The following is a 25,615-nucleotide window of genomic DNA, read 5'->3' as shown; positions in this document are numbered from 1 at the left end:
TCTAGGCGGTCACCCCGTGAGCCCGACCGGACACGGTGCCTCCGCCGCCACCCACGCGACCCGTGAGACCCGCGCCGCCCGCCGTGCGCGTGCCGCCCGTCCGGGACGCGGCACGCGGCTGCCCGCGCCGCACTGGTGGCTGCTCGTCGTCCTGCTCCTCGTGCTCCTCCTCGCGCTCGCCGTCCAGGCGTCGGTGACGCGTGTCGGTGCGCCCGGCGGGTCGGGCGCGGAGGGGACGACGCCGTCCGCCGGCGACGCGGGGTCGCTCACCGGCAGCGGACCCGTCCTCCTCGTCGACGACGACGGCGCCCTCGTCCGCACCCGCGCCGCCGAACGGACCGTCGCGCTGACCTTCGAGGACGGCCCGGACGCTCGCACCGCTGCGGTGCTCGACGTCCTCGCTGAGCGCGACGTGCCGGCCACGTTCTTCCTCACCGGTGTCCGTGCCGCGGAGCACCCGGAGCTCACGCGCCAGATCCTCGACGCCGGCCACGAGATCGGCACGCACGGATGGTCGCACCGTCGGTGGGACGAGGCGCCGCGCGACGCGGCGCTGGGTCAGCTCGCCGTCGCCGGCGCGACGCGGGCCAGCACGGGTCTCGCACGGCCGCCCTACACGTCCACCGTCGAGGCGCTCGACGAGGCGGGCCTGTCCGCCGTGCGGGACGCGACCGCCGACGGCTACGCGGTCGTGCTCGCGGACGAGGTGGTGGACGCCCGCACGGCCCGGACCGCCGACGACGTCGTGCGCGCGCTGCGGCCCCCGGGTGAGGACGGCGTGGTGCTGCTCCTCGAGGAGGGCGGCGGCGGGTCCTCGGTGCTGCTGGACGCGCTCCCGCGCCTGATCGACGAGTACACCGCCGCAGGGTTCACCTTCGCGACCGTCTCGGACGCGGTCGGGCTCACGGGCGAGGTGAACCCGCCGGCGCCGGCGTCGACCGTCGCGCAGGGGACCGTCCTGCTCGCGGCCGTCCCGGTCTCGGCGGCGCTCGTCGGGGTCGTGGGATGGTCCGTCGTCGTCCTCGGTGGTCTCGCGGCGCTGCGGACGCTGCTCGTCGTCCTGCTCGCGCGGCGGCACGTGCGGGTGTCCGCCTCACGCGTGGCGGGGGAGCCCTGGCTGCCGCCGGTCACGGTGCTCGTCCCCGCCTACAACGAGGAGGTCGGCATCGAGGCCACCCTCCGCTCGCTCGCGAGGAGCGACCACCCCGAGCTCGAGGTCCTCGTGATCGACGACGGCTCGACCGACCGCACGGGCGAGATCGCCGAGGGCCTCGGCCTGCCGGGCGTGCGGGTCGTGCGGCAGGAGAACGGGGGCAAGGCCGAGGCGCTGCGCACGGGGACCCGTCTCGCGTCCCACGACGTGCTCGTCATGCTCGACGGCGACACCGTGTTCGAGCCGTCCACCGTCCGGCTGCTCGTCCAGCCCCTGCGCGACCCGCGCGTCGGGGCCGTCAGCGGCAACACCAAGGTGGGCAACCGACGCGGCCTGCTCGGACGCTGGCAGCACCTGGAGTACGTCAGCGGTTTCAACCTCGACCGGCGCCTGCTCGACCTGATGCGGTGCATCACGACGGTGCCCGGGGCGGCGGGTGCGTTCCGCCGTGAGGCCCTCGAGGCTGCGGGAGGCCTCAGCACCGACACGCTCGCGGAGGACACGGACCTCACGATGGCGGTCCTGCGCGCCGGCTACGAGGTCGTCCACGAGGAGCGGGCCCGCGCGTGGACCGAGGCGCCGAGCACCGTCCGCGACCTCTGGCGTCAGCGGTACCGGTGGAGCTACGGGACCCTCCAGTGCATGTGGAAGCACCGCGGCGCCGTCACGGCGGGCGGGACGAGCCGGCGCCTGGGCCTCGTCGGCATCCCGTACATGGTGGTCTTCCAGGTCCTGCTGCCGCTCGTCGCGCCCGCGATCGACGTCATCGCGCTCTACGGCGTGCTCACCGGCGACGCCGCGCGCGTCGGCGCCGTGTGGCTCGGCTTCGCGGCGGTCCAGGTCGCGACGACGGCGTACGCGCTGCGCCTCGACAGGGAGAGCCTGCGTCCGCTGTGGAGCCAGCCGCTCCAGCAGCTCTTCTACCGGCAGCTCATCTACCTCGTCGTCATCGAGTCGCTCGCCGCGGCCGTCGCGGGCGCGCGACTGCCGTGGCACAAGCTGCACCGCTCGGGCGACGTCGCCGTGCCCGCCTGAGGCCATGTCGCTGGTGGGTACCCGCGTCGGGGCCCCGTCGCGGACGTCAGCCTCGAGCGCGGGCGCCGACGGCGGCCTCGAGCGCGCGCGCCGACGTCAGCCCTGGGCGAGGCGGTCGAGCGCGAGGCCCGCGAGGACGGCGGCCGACACCGCGAGCGAGGAGTCGTCGAAGCGCGCCTGTGCCGAGTGGTTGTAGGGCGCCGTCGCGGGGTCCGCACCCGCGGGCGTGGCGCCGACGAAGAGGAACGCGCCGGGCACCTCCTGCAGCACGTAGGAGAAGTCCTCCGCGCCGGACACCGGTCGCAGCGCGGTCTCGTACCGGCCCTCGCCCAGCAGGTCGGTCACGACGCGCTCGGCGCGCGCGACCTCGGCGGCGTCGTTGACGGTCACCGGGTAGCCGCGCTCGTAGACGACGTCGGCGGTCAGGCCGTGCGCCGCCGCGACGTGCTCGGCCACGCGCGTGAGGCGCTCGGGGATCATCGCGTGCTGCTCGTGCGAGAACGTGCGGACGGTCGCGTCGATCTCCGCGACCTCGGGGATGACGTTGTCGACGGTTCCCGCGGCGATGCGCCCGACGGACACGACGACCGGGTCGTGCGCGTCGAACTGGCGCGTCACCGCGGTCTGGAGCGCGAGCACGATCTCGGCGGCGACGGTCACGGGGTCCGCGGCGAGGTGCGGCATCGAGCCGTGGCCGCCGCGCCCGCGGACGCGCACGTAGAGCTGGTCCGACGCCGCCATCTGCGTCCCCGGACGACCCGTCACGACGCCCAGCGGCACCATCGACGAGACGACGTGGACGCCGTACGCGGCGACGACGCGCTCACCCGCGGCGTCGAGCACGCCCTCCTCGATCATGGTCCGCGCGCCGTGGAAGCCCTCCTCGCCGGGCTGGAACATCAGGACCACGGACCCGGCGAGCTCGTCACGGCGCGCGGCGAGCAGGCGCGCGGCCCCCACGAGCCCTGCGACGTGCAGGTCGTGACCGCACGCGTGCATCACGCCCTCGTGGGTCGACGTGAACGCCTCGCCGCTGTCCTCGGTCACGGGCAGCGCGTCCATGTCACCGCGCAGGAGGACCGCGGGCCCGGGACGTCCGCCGCGCAGCACGGCGACGACGGAGCCCAGCACCGCGCCCGTGGACACCTCGAGCCCCAGCCCGTCGAGCGCCTCGAGGACGCGTGCCTGCGTCAAGGGCAGCTCGAGCCCGATCTCGGGGATCCGGTGCAGGTCGTGGCGCAGCGCTGCGAGCTCGGGCAGCAGCGCCTCGGCCTCGGCGAGCAGGGCGGTCGGGTTCACGGGTCCTCCGGGTGGGTCTGCGGAGTCCTCAGCGGGACGGTGTGCCCGACGGTACCGGGCGCGGAGGGTGTGCCGGACCAGGTCGCGGAGGGTGCGCCGGACGAGGTCGCGGAGGGTGCGCCGGACCAGGTCGCGCAGCGGTGGTGGGCGGACGGACGGACGGGCGCCGCCTGGGGACGGGCGGTGTCGCACGCGTGGCCTACCGTGCCGTCATGGCCGCGCGTCCCGTCCGACAGCTCCGTGTCGTCCTCAACACCGACGACCTGCCCGCCGCGCTCGCGTTCTACCGCGACGCGCTCGGCCTCACGGAGGAGGCCGCGTTCGCCGGACCCGGCGGGGCGCAGGTCACGATCCTGGATGCGGGCCGCGCGACCCTGGAGCTCGCGAACGCGGCGCAGTCGGCGTTCATCGCGGCCGTCGAGACGGGCGGTGCGGCGAGCACGCCCGTGCGCCTGGCGTTCGAGGTCGACGACTCCGCGGCCGTGACGGCGCGCCTCGGCGAGGCCGGCGCGGACGTCCTCGCCGAGCCCGTGCGGACACCGTGGTCCTCGCTCAACGCGCGGTTCCTCGGCCCCGAGGGGCTGCACGTCACGGTGTTCCAGGAGCTCGCCACGGCGCCCGACGACGACGGCGCGGACGGGCGCACGCACGACGCCGACGACGACGGCGCGGTGACGGTCGCGCACGACGGCGTGGCGACGGTTGCGCGCGACGGCGCGGCGACGGTCGCGCGCAACGAGGGGGCCACCCGCCCGACCCCCGGCGCCGGGCTCGTCGCCGTCGGCGACCCCGTGCCCGACGGTGGCGAGGCCGCGCTGCTCGCGCTCGCGGTCGAGCTCGCGAGCCGCAACGTCGCAGCGGGCGGGCAGCCGTTCGGGGCGGTCGCGGTCCGCGACGGCGTCGTCGTCGGCGTGGGGGTGAACACGGTGGACGCGACGCACGACCCGACGGCCCACGCCGAGGTCGAGGCCGTCCGCGACGCCGCCCGGCGCGCGGGCACGGGCGACCTGCGCGGCGTCGTCGTCCACTCGAGCTGCGAGCCGTGCCCGGTGTGCCGCGTCGTCGCGGCGGCCGCCGGCGTGGACGCGATCGTGTACGCCGCGAGCAAGGACGTCGTCCCGGGGGCGCTCGGCGGCGACGACGCGGCCCTGCGCGACGCGGTGACGGCGGCCCGCCCCGACCTCGTCCGCCTCGGCAGCACGACCGTCGACGTCTCCGCGCCGTTCACGGCGTGGCTCGGGCGGCGGTGACGTGGCGGTCGTCGACAACGCCGTCTACGTCGACGGCGTGCGGGTCGCCGAGCCGGCGTCGCTCGACACGACGTTCGAGTGCCTGCGCGAGCTCGGCGGCATGGCGTGGATCGGCGTCTACCGGCCCGACGAGGCCGAGGTCGGGTCGGTCGCGACGGAGTTCGGGATCCACCCCCTCGCCGTCGAGGACACGGTCCGCGCGCACCAGCGGCCCAAGCTCGAGCGCTACGGCGACGTGCTGTTCACGGTCCTGCGCCCTGCCCACTACGACGACGCCGAGGAGCGCGTCGAGTTCGGCGAGCTGCACGTCTTCACGGGCACGGACTTCGTCGTCACGGTGCGTCACCTCGACCGCCCCGACCTGCACCGCGTCCGCGAGCGGCTCGAGGGCCAGCCGGACCTCCTGCGCCTCGGTCCGGAGGCCGTGCTCTACGCCGTCATGGACGAGGTGGTGGACGGCTACGCGCCCGTCGTCGCGGGCCTGCAGAACGACGTCGACGAGGTCGAGGACCAGCTGTTCGGCGGCGACCCGGCCGTCTCGCGTCGCATCTACGAGCTGCTGCGCGAGGTCATGGCGTTCCAGCGCGCCGCGACGCCGCTGCTCGGCATGCTCGACGCGCTCGACGCCGGCTCCGGGAAGTACGGCGTCGAGGACGAGCTGCGCCGCTACCTGCGTGACGTGCGGGACCACGTGGTGCGCGTCGTCGAGCGCGTCGACGCGTTCCGCGCGCTGCTGCAGAACGCGCTCAGCCTCAACGCGACGATCGTGGCGCAGCGGCAGAACGAGGAGATGCGCACCATGACGCACGCGAGCCTGCAGCAGAACGAGGAGGTCAAGCGCATCTCGGCCTGGGCGGCCATCTTCTTCGCGCCGACCCTCGTCGGGACGGTCTACGGCATGAACTTCGAGCACATGCCCGAGCTCGGCTGGCTGCTGGGCTACCCGTTCGCGCTCGCGCTCATGGCCGGCGGGTCGTTCGCGCTGTACCGGGTGTTCCGGTCGCGCGGCTGGCTGTAGCCCCGGCGTCCGCGGCGCGGGGGACCGGCAGTGCGAGGCGCGCCTCGAGACCGCCCAGCGAGGACGAGCCGAGCAGGACGTCGCCGCCGTGCTCGCGCGCGACCTCGCGAGCGATGGCGAGCCCGAGCCCGCTCCCGCCCGCCTCGCGCTCGCGCGCCTCGTCGAGGCGGACGAAGCGTTCGAGCACGCGCTCGCGGTCGGCCTCGGGGACGCCCGCGCCGTCGTCCTCGACCACGACCTCGTGCGCGCCCGCCGTGACGACGACGCGTCCCGCGGCGTGCCGTGCGGCGTTGTCGAGCAGGTTGCGGACCACGCGCGTGAGCGCGTCGACGTCCCCGCGCACCGTCCCCGCGTCGGCGTCGCGCACCTCGAGCCGCGGCACGACGGCGCCCGGGACGGCGAAGCGCGACGCCGACACGGCCCCGCGCACGACGTCGGCGAGGTCGGCCGCGTCGGCAGGCGTGGGGCGGGCGCCGACGCGCGCGAGGAGGAGCAGGTCCTCGACGAGCGACTGGACGCGCAGGACCTCGGGCTCGAGGTCGGCCGCGAGCTCGGCGACCGGGTACGCGTCGGGGTGCGCACGCGCGACGTCGACCGTGGCGCGCACGGCCGCCAGCGGCGACCGCAGCTCGTGCGCGGCGTCGGCGACGAACCGCTGCTGGCGGGCCGCGGCGGCGTCCAGGCGGTCGAGCATCGTGTTGAGCGTGCGCGCGAGCGCGGCGAGCTCGTCGTCGCGGGGCCCGACGGGGATCGAGCCCGGTCCGCCCGCGACCGCGACCTGCTCGGCCGCACGCCGCATCTGCTCGACCGGCCGCAGCGCCCGGCCCAGCACGAGCCACACCGCGAGCGCGAGGCCCGCGGTGAGCACGGGCACGACGCCGACGAGCGCGAGGCTGAGCGCGCGCAGGAGGTCGCGGACCTCCGCGACGGGGACGGTCGCCACGACGAGGACGTCCTCGCCGTCGTGCCGTGCGCCGACGACGGCGACGCGCGCGGGCCCGTCGTACGCGCTCGCGTCGGTCGCGCCGACGACGACCTCGCCGGGGTCCCGGTCGGCGGAGCGCAGGAGGGCCTCGACCTCGGCGTCCGCGAGCACGGGCAGCGTGCGGGACGCGTTCGGCGACGACGCGACCACGCGCCCCTGCGCGTCGACGATCTGGACGACCTCTCCCGGCTCGCGGACCGGGAGCGCGTCCGGCAGGCGGTCGTCGTCGGCGAGCGCCGCGACCGTCGAGGCGCGCTCGCGGACGATGTCGTCGAGCGCGGCGACGCGGCTGCGGGACAGGACCGTCGTCAGCGACACCGCCCCGGCGGCGAGCGCGACGCACAGCAGCCCCGCGGTGATCGCGGTCAGCCGGACCCGCAGCGACCGGCGGGCAGGCGCCTCGCCGGACGGCGTCGTGGCCGGGCCCGTCGCGTCCGGCGCGGACCGGGTCACCTCAGCCACCCATGCGGTAGCCCGTGCCGCGCACGGTCACGACGGCGTCGCGCCCGAGCTTGCGACGCAGGTAGCCGACGTACACCTCGACGACGTTGAGGTCCTCGCCGGGTGCGTCCCACACGTGGTCCCGGAGCTCGACCTTGCCCACGGCGCGGTCGGCGTGCCGCATGAGGTACTCCAGGAGCGACGTCTCGCGCGCGGTCAGGTCGACGGGGGAACCCGCGCGGGTCACCTCACGCGTCGACGGGTCCAGCGTGACGTCGCCCGCGGTGAGCACCGCGGGCCGGGCGCCCGTGGGGCGGCGCACGAGGGCGCGCAGCCGCGCGACGAGCACCACGAACGAGAACGGCTTGGTGAGGTAGTCGTCGGCGCCGAGGTCGAGGCCGTCGGCGACGTCGTGCTCGCCGTCCTTCGCGCTCAGCATGAGGACCGGGGTCCACACCTCGCGGTCCCGCAGCGCCGCCAGCACGTCGTAGCCGTTGCGGCGCGGCAGCATGATGTCGAGCACGATCGCGTCGTAGTCGACGCTCGTCGCCGCCTCGAGCGCGGAGTCGCCGTCGTGCACGACGTCGACCGCGAAGCCCTCCGCCCCGAGCCCCCGTTGCAGGGCGCGCGTCAGCCCCCGTTCGTCGTCGACCACGAGCACGCGCACGGGTGCAGCATGACACCGCGCCCCGGCGCGACGCGTCCCACCACGGGGGCGGACCGGGGGGCGGCTCTCAGGGCCCTCTCAGCGGCCCCGGAGCACAGTGGCCGCATGAGCACCTCCGACGCACCCGTCCGCTCCTCCTCCCTGCGCTCGCGCGCGCCGTGGGCCGTGCCCGTCGGGGTCGCGGTCGCCGTGGCCGCCGCGTTCGGCGCCCCGCCGCTGCTGGCGGCCGCGGGCGACGCCGACCTCCCGGACGTCACCGCGGAGGAGCTGCTCGCGCGCGTCGCGGCGGCCGAGCCGGTACCCGTGACCGGCACGGTCGTGTACACCGCGCGCCTGGGCCTGCCCGAGCTCCCGGTGAGCGAGGCGACGGGTGCCGACCCGCTCGTGCTGCTCGGCGGCAGCTCGACGCTGCGCGTGTGGTCGGACGGCGGGGAGCGGTCGCGCGTGTCGCTGCTCGGGACCGCGTCGGAGTACTCCGTCGTGCACGACGGGCCCGAGGCGTGGACGTACTCGAGCGTCGACGACGAGGTCGTCCACTACACGCTCGACGCGGAGGGCCGCGCGCGCTACGACGCCGCCGCCGAGAAGGCCCGCGACGGGGTCCGGCCCGAGGTCGCCGAGGGCCTGCCGACCCCCGAGGAGCTCGCGCGGACGGCGCTGACGCGAGCAGAGGAGCACTCGACCGTCTCGGTCGACGCCCCGACGACCGTCGCCGGCCGGCCCGCGTACCAGGCGGTCGTCACGCCGCGGACGTCCGGGACGCTCGTCGACCGCGTCGTCGTCGCGGTGGACCACGAGACGTCCGCGCCGCTGCGCGTCCAGGTGTGGAGCACCCAGGACCCGGACGTCCCCGCGCTGGAGATCGGCTTCACCGACGTGTCGTTCTCCGCGCCCGACGCGGGCGTGCTCGAGTTCTCCGCACCCGCCGGTGCCGAGCAGCGCGAGGTCGTGGTCCCCACGCCGCCCGACGCCGCCGACGCCGAGCGACTCGCGCAGGAGCGGCTGTCCGACCTCGACCTGACCGAGGTCCCCGACCCCACCGAGCTCCTCCCGCCGGGCGTCACCGTCACCGGTGAGGGCTGGGACGCCGTCACCGAGGTCGCGGGCGTCGACGTCGCCGCGCTGCTCGCGGGCGACGCCGCCTCCGCGGACGAGCTGGGCGAGCGCGTCATCGGCTCCGAGCGTGCGCAGGAGCTCATCGGCGAGTTCCGCGGCGACGGCGGCGGTGAGCTCGACCTCGACGTGTCGGTGCTCTACGAGCAGCTCACGACCGAGGTGCCCGAGGGTCGCCTGCTGTCCTCGACGCTGCTCAGCGTGCTCGTGACCCCCGACGGTCGCGTGCTCGTCGGCGCCGTGCCCGCCGCGACGCTGCTCGGCCTCGCGTGAGGACCGCCCAGGCCCCCGCGGGGACCGCCGACCTCTCGGCGGCGGCCCCCGCGGGTACGGTGCGGTCCGTGGACACGCCCGACGACGCCGCGGCCGACGCGGCGGTCCGGACCGTCGGCCTGACCAAGCGGTTCCGCTCGGGGCAGGTCGCCGTCGACGGCGTCGACCTGCACGTGCCGCGCGGCGCCGTCTACGGGTTCCTCGGGCCCAACGGCTCGGGCAAGACCACGACCCTGCGCATGCTGCTCGGCCTCGTCCGGCCGACCGCGGGCAGCGCGACGCTGCTCGGCGAGCCCATACCGCACGCGGTCCGCTCGGTCCTGCCGCGCGTCGGGGTGCTCGTCGAGGGGCCCGGCTTCCAGCCGTACCTGAGCGGACGCGCCAACCTCGAGCGGCTCGACGCGTTCGACGCGTCGTCGGACCCGCGCACCGCGCGTCGGCGCGTCGACGAGGCGCTCGCCCGGGTCGGTCTGACCGCCGCCGCCGGCAAGCGGTACCGCCAGTACTCGCTGGGCATGAAGCAGCGACTGGGTCTCGCGGCGGCGCTGCTGAGGCCGCGCGACCTCCTGGTGCTCGACGAGCCCACCAACGGCCTCGACCCCCAGGGCACGCGCGAGGTCCGGGTGCTCGTGCGCGAGCTCGCGGACGCCGGCACGACCGTGCTCGTCTCGTCGCACCTGCTCAGCGAGATCGAGCAGGTGTGCTCCCACGTCGGGATCATGAGCCGCGGCCGGCTGGTGCTGCAGGGGGAGCGCAGCGCGCTCACGTCGCTGGAGGCGCCGCGCGTCGTCGTCGCGACGGTCCCGGACCAGGTGCCCGACGCCGCGCGCGCGCTCGTCCGGCTCGGGCTCACCGAGGTCGCGGCGGACGCGACCGGTGAGGTGCAGGCCGTGCTGGGCGACGTCCCGCTGCCCCGCGTCGCCGAGGTGCTGGTCGCCGACGGCGTGGCGGTGCTGGGACTCGCGGCGCGCCGGCCGAGCCTCGAGGACCTGTTCGTGACGCTCACGGGGGAGGGCTTCGATGTCGCACGCTGAGCTGGGGGTGTGGCCGCGGATGCTGCGCGCCGAGCTGCGGCTCGTGTTCGGCCGGCGGCGCAACCTCGCGCTGCTCGCCGGCCTCGCCGCCGTCCCCGTGATCCTCGGGCTCGTCGTCTTCGCGACGCAGGACTCGGCGCTCGCGGGCCAGGGTCCCGGCTTCCTCGCCCGCATCACCGGCAACGGGCTGTTCCTCGTCGTGACCGCCCTGTTCCTGTGCCTGCCGTTCCTGCTGCCCCTGACGACGGGGATCGCGTCGGGCGACGCCATCGCGGGCGAGGCCTCGGGCGGCACGCTGCGGTACCTGCTGACCCTGCCCGTGCCGCGGACGCGGCTGCTCGCGGTCAAGGCGGTCGCGACGCTCGCGTTCGTGGCGAGCGCGGTCCTCGGGATCGCCCTCGTCGCGTCGGTGACGGGTGCGGCGCTGTTCGGCGTCGGCGACCTCGCCCTGCTGTCGGGCACGACCATCCCCGCGTCCGCGGGGATGGCCCGGGTCGCGGGCGTCGTGGCGTACGTCGCGCTGTCGCTCACGGGGCTCGTGGCCGTCGGTCTGTTCTTCTCGACGCTCACGGAGGTCCCGGTCGGCGCGATGGCGGCGACCGTCGTCGTCGCGGTCGTCTCCGCGGTGCTCGACAGCCTCCCGCAGCTCGCCTCGATCCACCCCGCGCTGCTCACGCACCACTGGTTCGACTTCGCGGAGTTCCTGCGCGTCGAGGTCGACTGGGGCGTCCTCGGCCAGGGCCTCGCGGTCCAGGCCGCCTGGGTCGCGGTGTTCGGCGCGCTCGCGTGGAGCCGGTTCGTCACGGCGGACGTCACCTCCTGACGCACGGCCCGCGGCGCCGGGTGAACCGTCCGGCGGGCCACGACGTCTGACCGGGTGAGGGCGCCGCCGGGGTGCCCGCGGGAGGTGGGGCGGTGGAGGTGCACCGGGGGACCGCGCGACGTCAGGTGCTCGCCGGGGGTCTCGTGGTCGGCGCCGGTGCGGTCGTGGCCGCGTGCGCCGCGCAGGAGCCGGGTGCCGGGACGGGCGGGTCGGACGGCGGCTCCGGCGGCGGCGCGCCGGAGCAGGCGGGCGGCGCGGACGGCGGCTCGTCGGGCGAGGCGCTCGTCACGCTCGACGCCGTGCCGGTGGGCGGCGCCGTCGCGGTGACCACCGCGGCGGGCGACCCCGTCGTGGTCGCGCAGCCGGAGGCCGGGACCGCGGTGTGCTTCAGCGCGATCTGCACCCACCTCGGCTGCACCGTCGCTCCCGAGGGCGACGAGCTGCGCTGCCCGTGCCACGGATCGGTGTTCCGCGCGACGACGGGTGAGGTCGTGACCGGTCCGGCCGAGCGGCCGCTGGAGCCCGTCGCGGTCGAGGTGCGGGACGGTGCCGTCGTCGAGGCGTGACGGCGCGGACCGCCGGGCGCTACGCGGGACGGGCGCGACGCCCGCCGCGCACGCCGGTCCGCCCGCGATGCTCGGTGACGAGCGCGCCCAGCGCGAGCAGGACCGCGGCGGCCTCGGCCACCGCGGCCGCCGTCGCGAGCGGGTCGCCCCACTCGTTGCGCACGCCCGCGAGCCCGACCGTGAGCGACAGGACGTACGCGCCGAGGGTCGCCGCGCCGAACGCCATGGCGGCGAGCAGCGGCAGGGCCGAGCGCCAGACCAGCACCGCGAGCGCGACGACGAGCCCGCCGACCGCGTTGAGGAGGAACGCCGGGCCGAGGGCGCTCGTCCGGACCCCGAGGAGCCACAGGTCCAGGTGGATGACGGCGGACAGCAGCACGGCGGCGGCCGTGAGCCCGCGCGCGACGGTCGTGACGGTGCTCATGCCCGGGACGACGTGCCAGGGACCCGTCCGGTTCACGCCGCGCGGCTCGGCGACGCCCGGAGGGGCCGCGGAGCACACTGGGCACACGGACCGCGGCGTCCGGGCGGGGACGTCCCCGTGGCAGCGGCACGGGGACGGGCGCAGGTCGGGCCCGCGCGGGCACCGGCGTGGGTGCGGGCAGGGTGCGAGGGGCGGGTGACCGACCGGTGAGCGAGAGCCTGCTCGTCGCGCTGCACGACGAGCACGCGCGCGACCTGTGGTCGTACGTGCTCCGCCTCACGAACGGCGACCGGTCGCGCGCCGAGGACGTCGTGCAGGAGACGTTCCTGCGCGCGTGGCGGCACCCGGACGTGCTCGGCCGCTCCGCCGGGTCGGCGCGCGCTTGGCTGTTCACGGTCGCGCGGCGGATCGTCGTCGACGAGTGGCGGTCGGGACGGCGCCGGCACGAGGTGCTCGCGGCCGAACCACCCGAGCCGCCCGAGGCGCACGGGCGTGCGCACACGACGTCCGCCGAGGACGCGCTCGACGGCTGGGTCGTGGCCGAGGCCCTCACGCGGCTGTCGGCGCAGCACCGCCAGGTCCTCGTGCTGTGCTGGTTCGGCGGGCGCTCGGTCGCGGAGGCCGCACGCGAGCTCGGCGTCCCGCCCGGCACGGTCAAGTCGCGCACGCACTACGCGCTGCGCTCGCTGCGGCTCGTGCTCGAGGAGATGGGGGTCGAGCGGTGAACGACCGGTGGACCGACGACGTCGCCGCCTACGCGCTGGGCGCGCTGGGCGGGCGCGAGCGCGCGGGGCTCGAGGAGCACCTCGCCGTGTGCGCCCCGTGCCGCGCGGCTGCGGACGAGGCCACGTGGACCGTGCGCGCGCTCGACCGGGTGCCGCCGTCCGCGCTCGGCGGGCTGGCCGGGACGGGGCGGGAGGGTCGCCGTCGTGGCGACGGTGCGAGCATCGCCGGGCAGACGCCCGGCGACGACGACGGACCTCCGCCGACGGTCCTGCTCGCGCTGCTCGACGCCGCACGGCGTGAGCGGCGGCGGCGAGTGCGGCGGACCGCCGTCGGCCTGGGGGCGGTCGCGGCCGCCGCCGCGGCGGGGATCGGCGTGGCGACGGCGACCCTCCCCGGGCCGTGGGCCGAGCGGGGTCCCGTCGTCGAGGCGCGGGGTGAGGTCGTGCGCCTCGAACCCGTGGGCGACGTCGGCGTCGAGGGGTGGGTGCGCGTCGAGGACGTGACCTGGGGGACGCGCCTGGAGGTCACGTGCCGGTACCCCGACGGCCCGACGCCGGACGGGGACGCGGGGCCGTACGGGTCCAGGGCGGACGGCGTGGCGTCCTACGCGCTCGTGGTCCGCACCGCCGACGGGTCGACGGTCGAGGTCGCGACGTGGCGTGCGGAGGCCGGTGAGCACGTCGTCCCCGCGTCGACCGCGGTGCGCGTCGACCGGATCGTCGGGATCGAGCTGCGTTCGGGTGACGGCACGGTGCTCCTGAGCGCGCAGGTGTGACCGCGCACGCGAGAGGATGCTCGCGTGACGATCATCGACACGACCGAGAACGGGCGACGGCTCCGCTGCGCGCTGTTCGTCGACTTCGACAACGTGTACATCGGGCTGCGGCGCCTCGACCCCGTCGCGGCCGAGGCGTTCGCGACGTCGCCGGGGGACTGGCTGACCGCCCTGGAGAACGGCAGCGATGCCGACGGCGACTTCACGCGGCGGTTCCTCGTGCGCGCCTGCTACCTCAACCCCTCGACGTTCTCGCAGTTCAGGCCCAACTTCACGCGTGCGGGCTTCAGCGTCGTCGACTGCCCGTCGCTCACGCAGCAGGGCAAGAGCAGCGCTGACATCAACCTCGTGCTCGACGCCGTGGACGCGCTGAGCGCGCCGACGCGGTACGACGAGTTCGTCATCGTGTCGGCCGACGCGGACTTCACGCCGCTCGCGCTGCGCTGCCGGGCCGCCGACCGCCGCGTCACGATCATCACCGCGAGCCCCGCGGCGAGCGCGTACCGCGCGGTCGCCGACACGGTCATCACCGCGGACGAGCTGACCGAGCTCGTCCAGGCGCCGCAGCGGCTGCTCGACGAGCCGGCGCCCGTCCCGCGGGCCGCGACGGCGGGCGGGGGAGCGGCCCCCGGCGTCGCCGCGTCCGGCGGGGGTGCCGAGGCCGTCGCCGCCGGGGCGGCGGTCCCCGCCACGGCGCCCGAGACCCCGGCGCGGCAGCGCGCGCGGCGTGCCGTCCTGCGCCTCGTCCGGGCCGCGGACCGGCCCCTCAACGGCGGAGCCGTCGCGCAGGCGGCGCAGAAGGCCGAGCCGGACCTCGTCCCGGGCTGGGACGGCGCGGGCGGTTTCGCGTCGTGGCTGTCCCGCACCGTGCCCGAGGTCGCCGCGGCGTCCGGGTTCGTGTGGGACCCGAGCCGCTTCAGCGAGGCCGACCTCGCGGGACCCGGCGGCGTCGACCTGCCGCCGCTGCAGCGCCAGGTCGTCGACGTCACCGACATCCCGAACCTGCCGACCGAGCGGTACCGGGTGCTCCTGACGGCGCTGGCCGAGGACGTCGCCGCCCACCCGTTCGACCGGCCCGAGACCGTCCGACGCGTGCACGACGCGTGCCAGACGGCGGGTGAGCCGATCGGCCGGGCCTCGGTCAACAACGTCGTCGCCGGTGTGTCCTACGCGGGGCTCGACCTGGCGGCGCGGCCGTCGCTGCGCAAGGTCGCCGAGACGTGGGCCGACAACGTCGTGGGGCTGTGCCGCGGCGCGCGCATGGAGCTCTCGGGACACGACCTCGCCGCGGTCCGCTCGTGGGTGAGCGGCGGGCTGCTGCGCCGGTGACCGGACACGTGTGGGCAGATCCGGGGGAGGGCACGTGATCCGCACGCTCGCCGTCGAGGGGTACCGCTCGCTCGACGAGCTCGTGGTCGACCTCGGTCCGCTCACCGTCGTCACCGGCCCCAACGGCAGCGGCAAGACGAGCGTCTACCGGGCCCTGCGGCTGCTCGCCGACCTCGTGCGCGAGGGGGCGATCGCGTCGCTCGCGCGCGAGGGCGGCCTCCGGTCCGCGCTGCACGCGGGCGACCGCGGCGCGGGTCCGGTCGCGATGCGGCTCGGGTTCAGCGCGGACGACCTCTCCTACGCGATCGACCTCGGGCTGCCCCAGCTCGGCCCCTTCCGCCTCGACCCCGAGATCAAGGTCGAGGCCGTGTGGTCGGGTCCGGTGCTGCGGCCCGCGACGCTGGTCGCCGACCGGCACGGCCCCCGCGTGCGCACGCGCGACGACGACGGCGCCTGGCGGGTCGCGCCGTGGCGGCTCGGCGACCACGAGTCGCTCATGGGCGCGCTCGTGGAACCCTCCGACGCGCCCGAGCTGTACGCGCTCCGCGAGCAGGCGCGGCGGTGGCGCTTCTACGACCACCTGCGCACCGACGCCGACGCCGCGAGCCGCCGGCCGGGCGTCGCGACGTTCACGCCCGTGCTCGACCCGACCGGGGCGGACCTCGCCGCCGCGCTGCTGACGATCCAGCGCGTCGGCGTGGCGGCGGGTCTGGACGCCGCGGTCGACGCGGCGTTCCCCGGCTCGCGCCTGGAGGTGACCGAGGACGACGAGGGGACGTGCCGCACGTGGCTGCACCAGCGCGGGCTGCGCCGCCCGATGGGTGCCGCCGAGCTGTCGGACGGGACGCTGCGGTTCCTGCTCCTCGCGGCCGCGCTCCTGTCGCCCCGACCGCCCGCGCTGCTGGTGCTGAACGAGCCCGAGGCGAGCCTGCACCCCGCCGTCGTGCCCGCGCTCGCCGCCCTCGTCGTCGACGCGGCCGAGAGGTCGCAGGTCGTCGTGGTGACCCACTCCGAACCCCTGGTCCGCGCGTTGCGCGACGCTGCCCGGCTCGTCGAGCTCGAGCGCACCGGCGCCGCGACACGTGTCGTCGGTGGGTCGGCGGGCGAGGGACCCGACTGGGCGTGGCCGTCACGCAAGGGATGACCCCGACGTGGTGACGCGCAGGGGATGACCGCGCCGGCCGCGTGCGCGGCCCGCGGCTCAGCGGGCGCTGTTCTCGGTGCCGGTCTCGCGGTCGATCTCGACGTCGGCGTCGTCCCGGGTGTCGTCCTCGTTCCGGTCGCTCGCGGGCGGCGGAGGCGCCGTCGGCACGGTGGGGGTCGTGGGCCCGGTGGGCGTGCTGGGCGTGGTGGGGCCGGTGGGCTCGGTCGTCGTCGGCGTGGTCCGGTCCGTCTCGCGGTCCGCCTCGGCGGCGTCGTCCGCGGTGGGCTCCTGGCCGGGGCCCCCGGTCGGCGTCGGGTCGGTCGAGGCGGGCGGGTCGGTCGAGGCGGGCGGGTCGGTCGGCGTCGTGGTGTCGACCGACGCGTCGCCGGCGCCGTCGTCGCGCTGCGCGTCGTCGACCGCCGGCGCCGGGTCCGTGCCGTCGGGTGCGTCGGTGACGGCCGGCGTGTCGACCACGAGCGCGGCGTCGTCCCGTGACGGGCCGGTCCCGGTGGCACCGATCGGTCCCGAGCCGTCGCCGCGCGCGTCGCCCGCGGGGCCGTCGTCGGCGCCGACCTGTGAGGCGGCCGCGCCCCCGGTGCCCGGTGCCACCGGCGCGGGCGACGCGTCGCCGGGGCCGGCGACGGCGAGCGTGATCGCGACCGCTCCCGCGACGGCCGGCGCCGCGACCGCTGTCACGACCGTCGCCGACGCCTGCGCGATCGAGGACAACGGGGCCTGGAGCACCTGCAGGCCGGGCAGCGCCGAGAGGACCGACATGGGGCCCGCGATGCGGTGCAGCCGCACGAGACCGATCCGCAGGAACGCGCGGACGACCTCGGGGTCGAACTGCTCACCCGCGCAGCGCGCCAGCTCGGCGCGGGCCTCGGCGGCGGGCAGGGCGCGCTTGTACGGGCGGGCCGAGGTGATCGTGTCGAACGCGTCGGCCACCGCGACCACACGGGCCGCGCGGCTGATCCGCGTGCCGGCCAGGCCCGCGGGGTACCCGCCGCCGTCCCACCGCTCGTGGTGCTGGCCGATCGCGTCGAGCGCGGGCCCGAGCCACAGCGCGAGCGGTCGGGCGATCTCCATCCCCGCGGCGGGGTGCGTGGCGAGGAGCGCCCACTCCTCCTGCGTCGGCAGCGAGGGCTTGGCGATCACCGCCGCCGGGACGCTGAGCTTGCCGATGTCGTGCAGCAGCGCGGCCCATCCGAGGCGTGCGACCTCGTGCGCGGGCAGTCCCATCTCCTGCGCGGCGAGCGTCGTGTACGCCTGGACGCGCTCGCAGTGCAGGCGGGTCCCGCGGTCGTGCGCGTGCAGCGCGGTGACGAGGTCCAGGAGGACCGCGGCATGCGTCGACGCCGCCGTCGGTACGGCCGCGTCCCCCGCGGTCCGGAGCACCGCGGGGGAGTGACGGCGCATCGCGACCCGCAGGCGCGAGGGTGCCCGGTCGGCGAACACCGTGGTCAGCCGCAGGAGGGTCGCGAGCGGGAGGAGCGTGCGGGCGGCGCGCGTCAGCCCGAGAAGGAGAATCGTGACCGCCGTGATCTCGACCGCGATCCAGAGCCACGGGTCGACGCCCAGGCGCGCGGGCGGGAGCCACTGCACCGCGGCGAGCCCGGCGGCCAGCGCGACGAGGCCCGGCCCGACGACGACGACCGCGCGCAGCGTCCACGCCAGGGCAGGGCGGGGCCGCCAGACCGCGGCGGGGGCGTCCGCGTAGTTCTGGGTCGGCCCCGGCGTCCGCACCGGCATGTCGACGTGCACGCCCCCACTGTGCCGCGGACGGGGTGCCGCGACGGGCGCGACGGGCGCGCGGAGCACCAGGAGCACCCGCGCTGCCACCCGGACGGCTCAGCGTGGCGCGCGGGTCGGGTCCCGGGGAGGCTCGGTCAGCGGGCCGTCTGCTCGACGGCGTCCGCGACGACGTGCGCGAGGTCGCCCGTCGCGTCCATCACGCCGCGCTGCCGGTCGGCGCCTGTGCCGTGCGCGAGCAGCTCGTCGACAGCCGTCCCGACGAGGTCGAGGTCGCCCGAGCGCTCGAGCGCGGGGCGCACGTGCTCGACCAGCGCGGTGACCGCGACGGCCGCGGGGACGGTGCCGCCCGTGCGGGGGTGGACGAGCTCGTCCGTGAGCCCCCAGCGGCTGGCCCGGAACGACGCGAGCCGCACGAGGGCGCTCGGCACCGGCGGGGCCGGCTCGCCCGCGGCCCACGCGTCGGCGGCCGTGTCGACGAGCGCCCGGACGAGGGCCGCGACCGCCACGGCGTCGTCGACGCGCAGGCACACGTCCGGGACGCGAACCTCGACGGTCGGGTAGCGCTGGGAGAGCCGGGCGTCGAAGTAGACCATCCCGTGGTCGAGGACCACCCCCGTCGCGAGCATCGCGTCGACGCGGCGGCGGTACTCCGCCGGGGAGCCGAAGACGTCCGCGGGTCCCGTGCCCGGCCAGCGCTGCCAGACCTGGGTCCGGTACCCGGCGTACCCGCTGTCACGCCCGTCGACGAAGGGGGAGTTGGTCGCGAGAGCGGTGACGACGGGTAGCCACGGCCGCAGCCGGTCGAGCGCGGCGACGCCCTCGTCGTCCGACGCGACCCCGACGTGCACGTGGCAGCCGCCCGTCAGGTGGTCGTCGCACATGACGCCCGTCAGGTCGCGGATCCGGCGGTAGCGGGCGTCGGGCGTGAGCTGCGGGACCACCGGCAACGGTGACGTGCCGAGCGCCGCGACGTGGGCCCCCGCGGCCGCGGCCGCGTCGGCGACCTGGCGGCGCAGGTCCCGCAGGGCTGCCGCCACGTCCGCCATCGAGGTGCGCACGGGCGTCCCCGTCTCCACCTGCTGCTGCTGGAGCTCGGTCGTGATGGGCGCCGACGCCTTCGGGTCGTGCTCGGTGACGACGACGCCGGACAGGGGCACCGGCACACCCGTCCGCGGGTCGACGAGCAGGAGCTCCTCCTCGACGCCGACCGTGCGCAGGTCCGGGCGGTGACCGGGACGGCCGGACGCGCCCCCGGTCGTGCGCTCGGTCGCCGGGCCGGGTGCGCGTCCCGTGCCGGAGCCGGGCCCTCGGCCCACGGCCGGACCCGGCGCGGTGCTGACGGTGTCGGTGCTCACGGTGGACCCCTGTCGGCGGAGGGTGCCGGTCCGTCGTGGCCGGTGGCACAGCGTCACACGACCCGGTGCGCCTCGCGACCGCTCGGCGGGCACCCTGGGGCGATCATCCGCCGTCGGGGTGGCCGCCGTCGAGCCCCTTCCCCGGCCGCGCGGCCGTCACGTCGCCCGCGTCGAGGTCGAGCAGCCGGAGCCGCACCGGGACGGGGTCGCCGACCGAGAGCCGCTCGGCCGCACGGACGGCCTTCTTGACCGGCAGCACGTAGGTCCGGCGCGCCGAGTCGGGGAAGATCGACGTCCGCCAGACCGTCGTCCCGACCGCGACCTCGACGCGCAGGGAGCCGAACCCGCGCGAGAGGGCACCCGCGGTGTCGAGGATCTCGTCGGCGAGGTCCGAGGGGAGGCTCACGAACGTCCAGGTGTCGACGCGGCGCGCGTCCCAGAGCCAGAGCTCACCGGTGAAGGAGTGGTCCACGGGGCCATCGTGACGCCCACCACCGACACGCGCCGCACCGCTCGCCGCCCGCTCGCGCCGCGCCGCCACCACGGCCCCGCCGTGCAGCTGCCCGCCGCCCCACGGCCCGGCACGCGGGCCGTCACGCCCGCTCGAGGAGCACCGCGACCTCGTAGTGGCCGGTGTGGGGGAACATGTCGAGCACCCGGGCCCGCACCGGGCGCAGGGAGGGCATGGCCGCGAGGTCGCGAGCGAGCGAGACGGCGTTGCAGCTCGAGTAGACGACGTGCCGCACGGTCGACGCGTCGAGCCACGCCGCGAGCCGCTCCCCGATCCCGCGCCGCGGCGGGTTCACCACGACGAGGTCGGGGGCGTCGTCGGCGGCGAGCGCGAATGCGGTCGCGTCCTGCGCGACGAACCGCACCCGCTCCAGCCCGGCGCGCGACCGGGCCACCTCCGCGCTCTCGACCGCCTCGGCGCTGAGCTCGATCCCGACGACGTCGCGGTCGGGCGCGGCGAGGTGGAGCGCGAAGCCACCCACGCCGCAGTACAGGTCCCACACGGTCGTGGGCGCGACCTCGTCGACCCACTCCCGGGCCTGGCGGTAGAGCGCCTGCGCGACGGGCGTGTTGGTCTGGAAGAAGCTCCGGGGCCGCAGCAGGAGCTCGACGTCGCCCAGCCGCATGGGCAGGGCGGCCTGCTCGGTCAGCACGATCTCGCGCTCGCCCTCGAGCACGGCCCGGTGCTCCGGCAGCACGTTGACCGACACCACGCGCAGCGCGGGCACCTCGGCGACGAGGCCGGCGAGGTGCTTGCGGATGCGCGACACCGCCTCCGTCGAGCGCAGCACCACGCGGAGCATCAGCTCGCCGTCGGGCGACTCCGTCAGGAGCAGGTGCTTGAGCTCGCCGCGGCGCGCCGGGACGTCGTAGGGCGTGAGGTCGGCTGTCGTGACGAACCGGGCGAGAGCGGGCAGCGCGGCGCGGACCGCCGGCGTGTGCAGCCCGCACTCGCGCAGGTCGACTCCGCGACCCGTCGCGTCGAGGATGCCGACCGTCGGCTCCGCGGAGGTCCCGGCGACGACCATCTTCGCCTTGTTGCGGAAGCCCGACTCGGCGCTCGCGACCGGGGGCAGCCAGGTGATCCCCGCGTGCTCGCGCAGGAGGTGCCGGCAGTGCTGCTCCTTGCCGGTCAGCTGCTCGGCGTACGGCTGCTCGAGGTGCGTGCACGAGCGGCACGACTCGGCCTCGTAGTAGTCGCACCGCATGGCGGGGAGTGTACGAAGCCCGCCCGGGCGTGCCCGACCCCGGATCCACCCGCCCGACACGTCAGGTCCGCGGCGAACGTGCCGATGGGACCAGGGTGACCCAGTGGCGCCTCCACCTCCTGGTGGGGACCGGCCTCGTGCTGGCGTACCCGTTCCTGCCGGGCACGTCGGCCGACGTCGCGTACCTGCTGGTCGGCGTGCTGTCGGTCGCGGCCCTCGTCGTCGGGGCGCTCGCGCTCACCCCGGCGGCGCGCCCACCGTGGTACCTCCTCGCAGCCGGTCAGGCGGCGTTCGTCGCGGGCGACGCGGTGTGGACCTGGCTCGACCTCGCGGGCCTGTCGCCGTTCCCGTCGGCCGCCGACGTCCTCTACCTCGCCGGCTACCCGCTGCTCGCGGCCGGGATGCTCGTCCTGCTCCGGCGGCGCCGGCACGTCGCGGACGTCGCCGGCGTGGTCGACGGCGCCATCGTGACGCTCGCCCTCGGGCTGCTCGTGTGGGTCGTGCTGGCCGCGCCCACGCTGCGCGGCGACGGCACGCTCCTCGAGCGGGCCGTCGCGGCCGCCTACCCGGCGGGCGACGTCCTGCTCGTCGCGATCCTCGCCCAGTTCCTCCTCGGTTCCGGCGGCCGGACGGTCGCCTTCCGGCTCCTGGTCACGGGCCTGGGGCTGCTCCTGGTGGCGGACGCGGGCTTCGCCGTGGTCGAGTCCGCGTCCGGGTACGAGGGCGGGGCGTTCGACCTCCTGTGGCTCGCCTCGTACGTCGTCGTCGGCACGGCGGGGCTGCACCCGTCGGCGGCGGGCCTGGGCGTGCCCGCGACCGCCGTCGCGCCCTACTCGACCCGCCGCCTCCTCGCGCTGGGGTTCGCGGTCCTCGTGGCGCCGCTGACGCTCGTCGTGCAGCTGACGCTCGGCGTCCCGCTCGACGCGTGGGCCGTGGCCGTGGCCTCGACGGCTCTGTTCGGGCTCGTGGTCGCGCGCATGGACCTCGCGATCCGCGCGATCCGCGCGTCGTCCGAGCAGCGCGACCGGCTGCGCGAGAACCTCGCGCACCTCGCGGCGCACGACGCGCTGACCGGCCTCGCCAACCGGTCCCGGATGGTCGCCGAGATCCGGTCGGCGCTGCACCGCGCGTGCCGCTCGGGCAGCCCCGTCGGGCTCCTCTTCGTCGACCTCGACCACTTCAAGGACGTGAACGACACCTACGGGCACGCGGCTGGTGACGAGGTCCTGCGCGTGACGGCCGGACGCCTGCAGGACGTCGTCCGCGCGGGGGACACGGTGGGGCGCATCGGCGGCGACGAGTTCGTCGTCCTCGTGGAGCACCCCGAGTCCGAGGAGGGGCTCGTGGCGCTCGCGCGGCGCGTGGTCGACGCGGTCGGGGAGCCCGTCCGGGTGGGGGAGCACGCGACGACGGTCGGCGCGAGCGTCGGCGTCGCCCTCGCGCGGGACGGGTCGACCGACCCCGACCGTCTCCTGCACGAGGCCGACGCGGCCGCGTACCGCGCGAAGTCGGGCGGCCGGGGGCGCGCGGAGGTCTTCGACGAGGCGCTCAGCCGCGAGCTCGTGGAGCGCGGGCGGCTCGAGTCGGCGCTGCGCGCCGGGATCGCCGCGGGCGAGCTCGTGCTGCACTACCAGCCGATCCTCGACACGGGGTCCGGGGAGGTCGCCGGCTACGAGGCGCTCGTGCGGTGGGACCGTCCGGGGCACGGGCTGGTCGCGCCCGCGGACTTCATCCCGGTGGCCGAGCGGTCGACGCTCGTGTGCGACGTCGGGCGCTGGGTGCTGGCCGAGGCCACGGCACAGCTCGTGCGCTGGACCGCCGAGGGGCGCGGCGAGCACCTGACCGTCTCGGTGAACCTCTCCGGCCGGCACGTCGCGCAGCCCGGCGTGGTCACCGACGTCGCCGACGCGCTCGCCGCCTCGGGCCTCGCCCCGCACCGGCTCGCGCTCGAGATCACCGAGACGGTCGTCGTCGACGTGCTCGAGATCGAGGAGGCGCTGCGCGCCCTGCGCGACCTCGGCGTGCGGATCAGCATCGACGACTTCGGCACGGGCTACACGTCGATCCACCAGCTGCAGCACCTCGCCGTCGACACGCTCAAGATCGACCGGAGTCTCGTCGAGGCGACGACGCCCGGCGTGCTCGCGCTCGTGGGGCTCGTCGTGCAGGCCGCGCACGCGTTCGACCTCACGGTCGTCGCGGAGGGCGTCGAGGAGCCCGAGCAGCTCGAGCGGCTGCGGGCGCTCGGCTGCGACTCGGTGCAGGGCTTCCTCTTCGCGCGTCCCGAGCCGGCCGGGCTCGTCGCGGACGACGGCCCGCTCGAGCCGTGGGTCACCGAGCCGCGGGTCGGCTGACGTCCACGAGCCACGCGAGCGCCTCCTCGGCGCGGCTGAGGACGGAGACGTGGCCCGCGCCCGGGTCGACCCTCAGCTCCGCGGCGGGCAGCCGACCGGCCAGCCAGCGCGCGTGACCGACCGGCACCACGCGGTCGTCGTCGCCGTGCAGGAGCAGTGCGGGGACCGTCACGGCGTCCGGGCGGAACCCCCACGCGCCGACGTACGCGAGGTCGTCGTCGACCATGCCGTCGGGCACGCCGTCGGCCGACGCGCGGCCGGCGACCCCGGAGAGCCACGCCCAGTCGCCCTCGAGCGCACGGTGGTCGGCGGCGACGAACTGCGACGGGTCCCACTCGTCCTCGGTGAGCACGCGTCGCAGCTCGTCGGCTCCACGGGTCGCGGCCCGCAGCTCGGCCTCCCCCCCGGGCGCCATGCCCTCGAACCAGGCGAGCCCCTCGGCGTCGTACGGTGCGAGGCCGCTCACGGACACCGCGCCCGTGACCCGACCAGGCAGCAGCGCCGCGCACGCGAGCGCGTGCGGGCCGCCGCCCGAGTGCCCCATGACCGCGAAGCCGCCCACGCCGAGCGCGTCGGCGACGAGCGCGGCGTCGCGCGCGGCCGAGGCGACGTCGCGGCCGGGCAGGCGGCCCGAGCCCCCGTACCCCGGGCGGTCGTACGAGACCCAGCGCACGCCCAGGCGACGTGCCGCGGGGATGAGCGGGACGGGCGGCTCGCCGACGTTGGGCGTGCCGTGGTGCCACAGGACCGTGAGCCGCTCGTCGGCGTCGTCCGTCGGCCGGAAGTCGTACGCGTGGAGGATGCGGCCGTCGGCGGCGCGGACGTCGAGCTCGGTGTACATCCCCCGAGGTTAGGTCGGCCGTCCGACACCGGGGCTACCGTCCCGGCATGGACCCGATCGGGGCGTCGCCCGACACCGCCACGTGGTGGCGCGACTTCGGGAGGCTCGAGGCGAGCGGCGAGTCCCCGCTGCTCGCGCGGTGGTGCGCGGAGGTCGCACGCGACCGGCAGGTGCTGGCGCTCGTCGACCGGCTCCCGTGGCGACGACGCCAGCCCAACCTCGTGGTCGCGGCGGCTCGCCTCCTCGGCGCACCCGACGAGCCCTACCCGGCGTTCCGCGCGTGGCTCGTCGCGCACTGGCCCGCGGTCGAGGCCGTGGCGCTCGCCCGCACGACCCAGACCAACGAGGCCGGTCGGTGCGCGACGCTCCTGCCGGTCCTCGCCGAGCTCGACGGGCCGCTCGCGCTGCTCGAGGTCGGCGCCTCGGCGGGCCTGTGCCTCGTGCCCGACCGCTACGCGTACCGCTACACGACGCCGACGCGCGTCGTCGTGCTCGAGCCCGCCGTGAGCACGGTGCCCACGGTGCCCACGGTGCCCAACGTGAACACCCTGCCCACGGTGCCTCGCGTCGAGCTGCCGTGCCGGGTCGACGACGACCGGCTCGTGCCCACGCACGTGCCGCGTGTCGTGTGGCGCGCCGGGATCGACCTGTCCCCGCTCGACGTCCGGGACCCCGACGACGTCGCGTGGCTCGAGGCGCTCGTCTGGCCGGGCGCGGACGACCGCGTGCGCCGCCTGCGCGCCGCCGCCCGGGTCGTGGCCGCCGACCCCCCTACGATCGTGCGCGGGGACCTCCTGGACCGGCTCGTCCTGACCGCCGCGGCGGCGCCGCGGGACGCGACGCTCGTCGTCCTGCACACCGCGGTGCTCGCCTACGTCGACGCCGCCGTGCGCGACGCCTTCACCGCCGCGGTCCGCGACCTCGGCGCGGTGTGGGTCAGCAACGAGGGGCAGCGCGTCCTGCCGGCGGTCTCGGCCCGGCTCCCGCCCGGCGTGGACACCGGGGGGCGCTTCGTGCTCGCACGGGACGGCGTCCCCCGTGCGCTGACGCACCCGCACGGCACCGCGATGTCCGCCGTCCCCTGACGAGGGGCTCGCACGGGCGGGCGTACCGTCGGGGGATGGGGCGGGACGGACGCACGCGTCGACGTCTCCTGCGCCTGCTCGGGCGCACGCTGAACCCGTGGACGCTGCGCGCGGCGCGGGCCGGTCGGGCGTTCGCGCTGGTGCGTCACGTCGGTCGGCGCAGCGGACGGACGTACGAGACGCCGCTCGTGCTCGCGCCGGTGGCCGGGGGATTCGTCGCCGAGCTGACCTACGGGCCCCGCGTGGACTGGTACCGCAACGTCGTCGCAGCGGGGCGGTGCGTCGTCGTCGTGCGGGGTGTCGAGCACGCCGTGGTCGGCGTCGAGCCCCTCGCGGCCGACGTCGGCCGGGCGGCGTTCGGTCCCGCGGCACGGCTCGTGCTCCGGCTGCTGCGGCGCCGCGAGTTCCGGCTGCTGCGGGTCGCCGCCTGACCGGTCCGGCGCCGGGCACGG

Annotated in this window: 23 protein-coding genes; 14 read left to right on the top strand and 9 right to left on the bottom strand. The window is 76.6% G+C overall.

From position 1 onward, the window contains the following. Positions 1 to 16: 16 nt before the first annotated feature. Positions 17 to 2,188, top strand: coding sequence for a bifunctional polysaccharide deacetylase/glycosyltransferase family 2 protein (locus tag IEV86_RS05130; protein WP_202595199.1), 2,172 nt, complete (start codon positions 17 to 19; stop codon positions 2,186 to 2,188). 96 nt (positions 2,189 to 2,284) lie between these two features. Here the strand turns inward: IEV86_RS05130 and IEV86_RS05125 are convergent, their stop codons facing one another. Next, entirely contained in the window at positions 2,285 to 3,487 is a 1,203-nt protein-coding gene (locus IEV86_RS05125; protein WP_188484563.1) for a M20 metallopeptidase family protein, read from the bottom strand. A gap of 212 nt (positions 3,488 to 3,699) precedes the next feature. On the opposite strand from IEV86_RS05125, the gene IEV86_RS17840 reads away from it, so the two are divergent. Continuing rightward, complete coding sequence (locus IEV86_RS17840) at positions 3,700 to 4,737, top strand: deaminase (protein WP_202595198.1); 1,038 nt, start codon at positions 3,700 to 3,702, stop codon at positions 4,735 to 4,737. Between the two features lies 1 nt (position 4,738). Then, positions 4,739 to 5,755, top strand: coding sequence for a magnesium and cobalt transport protein CorA (locus IEV86_RS05110; protein WP_043608991.1), 1,017 nt, complete (start codon positions 4,739 to 4,741; stop codon positions 5,753 to 5,755). Here IEV86_RS05110 and IEV86_RS05105 read toward each other — a convergent pair. Beyond that, a complete protein-coding gene (locus IEV86_RS05105) occupies positions 5,697 to 7,193 on the bottom strand; it encodes a sensor histidine kinase (RefSeq protein WP_081978890.1) in 1,497 nt (498 codons plus the stop codon). The two genes, IEV86_RS05110 and IEV86_RS05105, sit on opposite strands and share 59 nt — an antisense overlap. A gap of 1 nt (position 7,194) precedes the next feature. After that, positions 7,195 to 7,848: a response regulator transcription factor gene (locus tag IEV86_RS05100; protein WP_043608987.1), complete on the bottom strand. Its 654-nt coding sequence runs from the start codon at positions 7,846 to 7,848 to the stop codon at positions 7,195 to 7,197. A 105-nt stretch (positions 7,849 to 7,953) separates the two neighbouring features. On the opposite strand from IEV86_RS05100, the gene IEV86_RS05095 reads away from it, so the two are divergent. From IEV86_RS05095 to IEV86_RS05080, 4 genes are all read left to right on the top strand, one after another. Continuing rightward, positions 7,954 to 9,234, top strand: coding sequence for a hypothetical protein (locus IEV86_RS05095; protein WP_043608984.1), 1,281 nt, complete (start codon positions 7,954 to 7,956; stop codon positions 9,232 to 9,234). A 59-nt stretch (positions 9,235 to 9,293) separates the two neighbouring features. After that, positions 9,294 to 10,268 (top strand): ABC transporter ATP-binding protein, encoded by a 975-nt coding sequence (locus tag IEV86_RS05090; RefSeq protein WP_188484584.1) that lies wholly within the window; start codon positions 9,294 to 9,296, stop codon positions 10,266 to 10,268. After that, positions 10,255 to 11,091 (top strand): ABC transporter permease, encoded by an 837-nt coding sequence (locus tag IEV86_RS05085; protein WP_043608982.1) that lies wholly within the window; start codon positions 10,255 to 10,257, stop codon positions 11,089 to 11,091. The genes IEV86_RS05090 and IEV86_RS05085 overlap by 14 nt, the downstream gene beginning before the upstream one ends. Positions 11,092 to 11,183: 92 nt before the next feature. Further along, positions 11,184 to 11,657 (top strand): QcrA and Rieske domain-containing protein, encoded by a 474-nt coding sequence (locus tag IEV86_RS05080; RefSeq protein WP_229734471.1) that lies wholly within the window; start codon positions 11,184 to 11,186, stop codon positions 11,655 to 11,657. 19 nt (positions 11,658 to 11,676) lie between these two features. On the opposite strand, the gene IEV86_RS05075 is transcribed toward IEV86_RS05080, so the two are convergent. Then, positions 11,677 to 12,081: a hypothetical protein gene (locus IEV86_RS05075; RefSeq protein ID WP_081978977.1), complete on the bottom strand. Its 405-nt coding sequence runs from the start codon at positions 12,079 to 12,081 to the stop codon at positions 11,677 to 11,679. 206 nt (positions 12,082 to 12,287) lie between these two features. On the opposite strand from IEV86_RS05075, the gene IEV86_RS05070 reads away from it, so the two are divergent. Genes IEV86_RS05070 through IEV86_RS05055 form a run of 4 tightly spaced genes read left to right on the top strand, consistent with a single transcriptional unit; the run spans position 12,288 to position 16,055 of the window. Next, positions 12,288 to 12,806, top strand: a complete 519-nt coding sequence (locus IEV86_RS05070) for a sigma-70 family RNA polymerase sigma factor (protein WP_043610532.1) — start codon at positions 12,288 to 12,290, stop codon at positions 12,804 to 12,806. Beyond that, a complete protein-coding gene (locus tag IEV86_RS05065; protein ID WP_188484561.1) occupies positions 12,803 to 13,582 on the top strand; it encodes a zf-HC2 domain-containing protein in 780 nt (259 codons plus the stop codon). The genes IEV86_RS05070 and IEV86_RS05065 overlap by 4 nt, the downstream gene beginning before the upstream one ends. A gap of 24 nt (positions 13,583 to 13,606) precedes the next feature. After that, positions 13,607 to 14,911, top strand: coding sequence for an NYN domain-containing protein (locus tag IEV86_RS05060; protein WP_188484560.1), 1,305 nt, complete (start codon positions 13,607 to 13,609; stop codon positions 14,909 to 14,911). Positions 14,912 to 14,945: 34 nt separating this feature from the next. Further along, positions 14,946 to 16,055: an AAA family ATPase gene (locus IEV86_RS05055; protein ID WP_043604221.1), complete on the top strand. Its 1,110-nt coding sequence runs from the start codon at positions 14,946 to 14,948 to the stop codon at positions 16,053 to 16,055. Positions 16,056 to 16,112: 57 nt separating this feature from the next. On the opposite strand, the gene IEV86_RS05050 is transcribed toward IEV86_RS05055, so the two are convergent. The 4 genes from IEV86_RS05050 to rlmC all read right to left on the bottom strand — a co-directional run bounded on the left by IEV86_RS05050 (position 16,113) and on the right by rlmC (position 20,883). Continuing rightward, positions 16,113 to 17,819, bottom strand: a complete 1,707-nt coding sequence (locus tag IEV86_RS05050) for an HD domain-containing phosphohydrolase (RefSeq protein WP_152605579.1) — start codon at positions 17,817 to 17,819, stop codon at positions 16,113 to 16,115. Positions 17,820 to 17,944: 125 nt separating this feature from the next. After that, on the bottom strand, positions 17,945 to 19,165 hold the full coding sequence (locus tag IEV86_RS05045; protein ID WP_229734470.1) for a carboxylate-amine ligase: 1,221 nt from the start codon (positions 19,163 to 19,165) through the stop codon (positions 17,945 to 17,947). A 103-nt stretch (positions 19,166 to 19,268) separates the two neighbouring features. After that, positions 19,269 to 19,637 (bottom strand): DUF1905 domain-containing protein, encoded by a 369-nt coding sequence (locus IEV86_RS05040; protein ID WP_052425993.1) that lies wholly within the window; start codon positions 19,635 to 19,637, stop codon positions 19,269 to 19,271. Positions 19,638 to 19,758: 121 nt separating this feature from the next. Beyond that, positions 19,759 to 20,883, bottom strand: a complete 1,125-nt coding sequence (gene rlmC / locus IEV86_RS05035) for a 23S rRNA (uracil(747)-C(5))-methyltransferase RlmC (protein WP_043604219.1) — start codon at positions 20,881 to 20,883, stop codon at positions 19,759 to 19,761. Positions 20,884 to 20,978: 95 nt separating this feature from the next. Between rlmC and IEV86_RS05030 the strand changes: the two genes are divergently transcribed. Continuing rightward, the gene (locus tag IEV86_RS05030; protein WP_052425992.1) at positions 20,979 to 23,237 is read left to right on the top strand and encodes a putative bifunctional diguanylate cyclase/phosphodiesterase; all 2,259 of its coding nucleotides are present in this window, start codon (positions 20,979 to 20,981) and stop codon (positions 23,235 to 23,237) included. Here IEV86_RS05030 and IEV86_RS05025 read toward each other — a convergent pair. Next, the gene (locus tag IEV86_RS05025) at positions 23,215 to 24,078 is read right to left on the bottom strand and encodes an alpha/beta fold hydrolase (protein ID WP_043604215.1); all 864 of its coding nucleotides are present in this window, start codon (positions 24,076 to 24,078) and stop codon (positions 23,215 to 23,217) included. The two genes, IEV86_RS05030 and IEV86_RS05025, sit on opposite strands and share 23 nt — an antisense overlap. 47 nt (positions 24,079 to 24,125) lie before the next feature. Here IEV86_RS05025 and IEV86_RS05020 point away from each other — a divergent pair, with 47 nt between their 5' ends. After that, a complete protein-coding gene (locus tag IEV86_RS05020; protein ID WP_043604212.1) occupies positions 24,126 to 25,163 on the top strand; it encodes a DUF2332 domain-containing protein in 1,038 nt (345 codons plus the stop codon). Positions 25,164 to 25,198: 35 nt separating this feature from the next. After that, on the top strand, positions 25,199 to 25,594 hold the full coding sequence (locus tag IEV86_RS05015; protein ID WP_043604209.1) for a PNPOx family protein: 396 nt from the start codon (positions 25,199 to 25,201) through the stop codon (positions 25,592 to 25,594). Positions 25,595 to 25,615 lie beyond the last annotated feature (21 nt).

Origin of the sequence: Cellulomonas carbonis, from assembly GCF_014636275.1 — a bacterium.
Classification (GTDB): Bacteria; Actinomycetota; Actinomycetes; order Actinomycetales; family Cellulomonadaceae; genus Actinotalea; species Actinotalea carbonis.
Note: the sequence above shows the minus strand (reverse complement) of the source record. Positions and strands in the feature narration are given on the sequence as shown.

What these genes read in the sequence shown, in the direction of transcription:
- IEV86_RS05025 (WP_043604215.1), bottom strand. Translation starts at nt 24,078, where the DNA reads ATGTACACCGAGCTCGACGTCCGCGCCGCCGACGGCCGCATCCTCCAC.
- rlmC (WP_043604219.1), bottom strand. Translation starts at nt 20,883, where the DNA reads ATGCGGTGCGACTACTACGAGGCCGAGTCGTGCCGCTCGTGCACGCAC.
- IEV86_RS05020 (WP_043604212.1), top strand. Translation starts at nt 24,126, where the DNA reads ATGGACCCGATCGGGGCGTCGCCCGACACCGCCACGTGGTGGCGCGAC.
- IEV86_RS05075 (WP_081978977.1), bottom strand. Translation starts at nt 12,081, where the DNA reads ATGAGCACCGTCACGACCGTCGCGCGCGGGCTCACGGCCGCCGCCGTG.
- IEV86_RS05015 (WP_043604209.1), top strand. Translation starts at nt 25,199, where the DNA reads ATGGGGCGGGACGGACGCACGCGTCGACGTCTCCTGCGCCTGCTCGGG.
- IEV86_RS17840 (WP_202595198.1), top strand. Translation starts at nt 3,700, where the DNA reads ATGGCCGCGCGTCCCGTCCGACAGCTCCGTGTCGTCCTCAACACCGAC.
- IEV86_RS05085 (WP_043608982.1), top strand. Translation starts at nt 10,255, where the DNA reads ATGTCGCACGCTGAGCTGGGGGTGTGGCCGCGGATGCTGCGCGCCGAG.
- IEV86_RS05095 (WP_043608984.1), top strand. Translation starts at nt 7,954, where the DNA reads ATGAGCACCTCCGACGCACCCGTCCGCTCCTCCTCCCTGCGCTCGCGC.